Annotated in this window: 6 protein-coding genes; 5 read left to right on the top strand and 1 reads right to left on the bottom strand. The window is 47.3% G+C overall.

The annotated features are described in order from the left end of the window. Positions 1-48: 48 nt before the first annotated feature. A complete protein-coding gene (locus ACFWX1_RS47920) occupies positions 49-207 on the bottom strand; it encodes a hypothetical protein (protein ID WP_378396611.1) in 159 nt (52 codons plus the stop codon). Here ACFWX1_RS47920 and ACFWX1_RS47925 point away from each other — a divergent pair. From ACFWX1_RS47925 to ACFWX1_RS47945, 5 genes are all read left to right on the top strand, one after another. After that, entirely contained in the window at positions 191-340 is a 150-nt protein-coding gene (locus ACFWX1_RS47925) for a LysM peptidoglycan-binding domain-containing protein (protein WP_378396610.1), read from the top strand. The genes ACFWX1_RS47920 and ACFWX1_RS47925 overlap by 17 nt on opposite strands. Before the next feature lie 8 nt (positions 341-348). Continuing rightward, positions 349-1,173, top strand: coding sequence for a glycoside hydrolase family 73 protein (locus ACFWX1_RS47930; RefSeq protein ID WP_376642737.1), 825 nt, complete (start codon positions 349-351; stop codon positions 1,171-1,173). Continuing rightward, positions 1,142-1,927, top strand: a complete 786-nt coding sequence (locus tag ACFWX1_RS47935; protein ID WP_376642735.1) for a hypothetical protein — start codon at positions 1,142-1,144, stop codon at positions 1,925-1,927. Before ACFWX1_RS47930 ends, ACFWX1_RS47935 begins: the two co-directional genes overlap by 32 nt. Then, positions 1,928-3,034 (top strand): hypothetical protein, encoded by a 1,107-nt coding sequence (locus ACFWX1_RS47940; RefSeq protein WP_376642734.1) that lies wholly within the window; start codon positions 1,928-1,930, stop codon positions 3,032-3,034. It abuts the gene before it with no gap. Between the two features lie 13 nt (positions 3,035-3,047). Beyond that, on the top strand, positions 3,048-3,261 hold a 214-nt coding region (locus ACFWX1_RS47945), incomplete at its 3' end, for a hypothetical protein (protein WP_378396609.1).

The raw sequence follows: 3,261 nt of genomic DNA on the forward strand, positions 1-3,261 counted from the left end.
AGAAACAGAGAAAAAATACCCAAAATTGAAAACATAAAATGACCAGATTCATAAAGAACTGGAAAAGCTTAAGAACGCGAAACCGTAAACACCTGCAAACACGACAACACCTGCTAAAAAACCGTCAACCCCGGCTAAAAAGCCATCGCCAGCGAAAAAACCGTCTACACCAAAATACAAAACGGTGACGGTGAAAAAAGGTGACACGTTGTCAGAATTGACGCAGAAATATGGTAAGGGTGGTACAAAAGCCGCGTATATGGAAACAGCCAAGTTTAACAAACTCAAAGACCCGAACAAAATTAAACCGGGTCAGAAAATCAAAATCCTGACAAAGTAGGTGGAAGTATGGGCGTAAATATAAAGCCGTTTATCAAAGACGCGCAAGCCATACAGAAAGAAACTGGCATCCCTGCATCCATCATACTGGGTCAAATCATGTTAGAATCAGGCGGTTCAAACCCGGGCGGATTGTCCGGGCTTGCCTACTACTCTAAGAACCTATTTGGAATAAAGGGAAGAGGTACAGCAGGAAGTGCCACGATGGGTACGACCGAAGTATATAACGGTAAGACCTATCACGTGAAGGATGGCTTTGCAAAGTACAACAGCTATCAAGATTCCATACGCGCCCACGCGGAACTATTATCCAAGCCGCGTTATGCGTCAAAGCTGAAGAACGCAAAAAGCGTTGAGGACTATGCGAAGGGAATCAAAGCTGGAGGGTATGCAACAGACCCTAACTATGTAAATAAGCTTCTCGGCATTATCAGCAGTAACAACCTTCACCAGTACGATGATAAGGACATTACATTCAAAGGAACGTCAGGAGCCGGGGCGACAGGTGGGGATTCTTCATCTTCAGGCACTGACGACAAATCATATTTATCAAATATCATGTTCGGCGTGTTCAGATGGTCTCTTATTCTCGGGCTTGCTATCATTGCAATCGTGTTCTTTATGAAAGCCTTCCCAGCAGTCGGAGACGTTGCGAAAGGTACAGCATCCACCGCAATGGATTTTGTTCCGGGTGGTCGTGCTGTCAAATCTGTTTCTAAGGGAGCCAAAGCCATTAAGAAAGGACGCAGCGCGTCAAACCACATCAAGAAAGCCGCTACAATAGCAAAAGGAGTGAACAAGAATGCCGGAACTAGTCAAACAGCCGGGGGATGACCATAAAAAGAGTACATGGCGTGAACAGACCGTCACCATGCTACCGGGCGACATTACAACGGTTTATTTTGACGACACAAAGCCGAACCATTCAGCCATAACAAATAACACAAGTCAGATCGTGTACGTACACGAGCGCCCGAGCGTGTCGCCTAACAATTATCTTTTAGCCGTAGCGCCGGGGTCAACAAAGCTTTTGGCGCGACCGCTCGGCTATCACACAATCTACCTTGACGCCGCGATCGTGCAGCCCGAAAAAGTCCGGGTCGAATCTTGGATTGAGAAATTTACAGCGTCATCTATACCACAGTCCATTGACACCGTTCAGCTTGGGCAGATGACAGGAACCGTAGATATATCAGCGTTACCGCCGCTTGCGGCAGGCGACAAGCATATTGGGAGTGTTGAGATAGATAAGCCTGTCACACTCGGCGGGTCTTCTATCCCGGCGACACAACCTGTACCAACTCGGGAAGCCGGAATGAATGACTTTAGGGTTGGTGGGGTGAGTGTAGGCGTCACGCCTGTAATGGCAAAGTCAGGTTCTAGCAAACTGACAAACCGCCGAGAGTTGACGATCTACCCGCCTAACTCGGGTGTCATTTATTGGGGTAAGCAGGGTGTCGAGACGACTACAGGTGCGCCGCTCACGTCTAACGACAGCCCGCTAACATTTAAGGTTCATAGCCAAAGCCCTGACGTGTACCTAGTCGCTGATACTGAGACAGTCGTCACAATCGTGGAGGTGTCCTAATTGATTGAACTCGGGTCAAGGCGGACGCCGCCCTATGATGATACAGGCGTCAAAACAAGTATTTCAGATTTAAAAGACAAGATGGCAAAGCTTCAGGACACCGTTGACCATATGGACGTGTCAGATGAGATAAAGAACGATATTCTGACGCTTCAGCAAAAAGTCCAAGCGTTAGAGGATACCGCGGACGGTGGGTCAACTGGTGCAACTGACCAACAAATTCAAAGTATGAAGGCTGACGTTGATTCATTCGGCCGAGTCTTGGACGCTCATGTAAAGGACACGACCAAACACGTATCGTCTGAAGACCGTACCAAGTGGGACGGTATGAGTGACAGGGTGACGACATCAGAAACAAACCTGAAGAACCATATCGCAAATGCTAAACCTCACGTCTCGGATTCTGAACGTTTGAAATGGAATCAAGCTGCTACGGATGCGACACAGCTGCAAAAGGATTTACAGACAACGAATCTATCGCTTCAGGATGTTATCGGGGTTCAAAACTTCTCACAGAAATATGCATTAACGGATGCTGAAGGAATGCGGAAACGGTTGGCTTCAGCTGACAGCATATTCACCGCACCACCCGGTTTTTATTATGGGACAGGATGGAATCAACTACCGTTACCGGGTGACGCTTCTTGGTACTATCTCGACATTCTACCAGCGCCAAACGGTCTGCGGAAATTGGTTCTGACACGTTCCTATGATAATACGTCATGGATTGGTGTTATACACACTGACAATGTATTCAGGGGTTGGCGACAGCTGTTTACACAAAATGATTTTATGGCGCTCACATGGTATAACCTTCCGTTATTGAATGGAGCAAAGGCGTCAGGAAGAACACCGCAGTATACCCGCTGGGGAAACATCCTCATGCTAAAAGGTGACGTGGCGTGTGACCTCGGCGTTGACTTTGCACAATTGCCCGCGTCATATTCACCGTCAGACAAAAAGGCGGTCATGGCAACAGCATACGGAACGACAGGCTTCACAAAATTTTATATCAACACTGACGGTAAACTGGCGTTTGTCGGCTTTTCAGGAAACAATCAGTCCGCCGTGTCCAGTTGGTCATTAGACGCGGCAGTGCCTTACTAGGAGGGTTGGAGCAATGGAAATGATACAAGTATTCGTATATGATTCGGATTTCATCTTCGACTATCCTGAAATTGTTCCGGCTGATTCCGTACCGGATAATGCGACAACCGTACAGCCGCCGGGATATTGGCGGGCGCAATTTCAGAAGGATAGAAAACTATGGATTGAATCCGCTTCAGACGAACAAATAAATGAAATGAGACAACAAATGAGGGAGAGTGTAAAAG

The organism is Amycolatopsis sp. NPDC059021 (assembly GCF_042739895.1).
In the GTDB taxonomy this organism is placed as follows: Bacteria; Actinomycetota; Actinomycetes; order Mycobacteriales; family Pseudonocardiaceae; genus Amycolatopsis.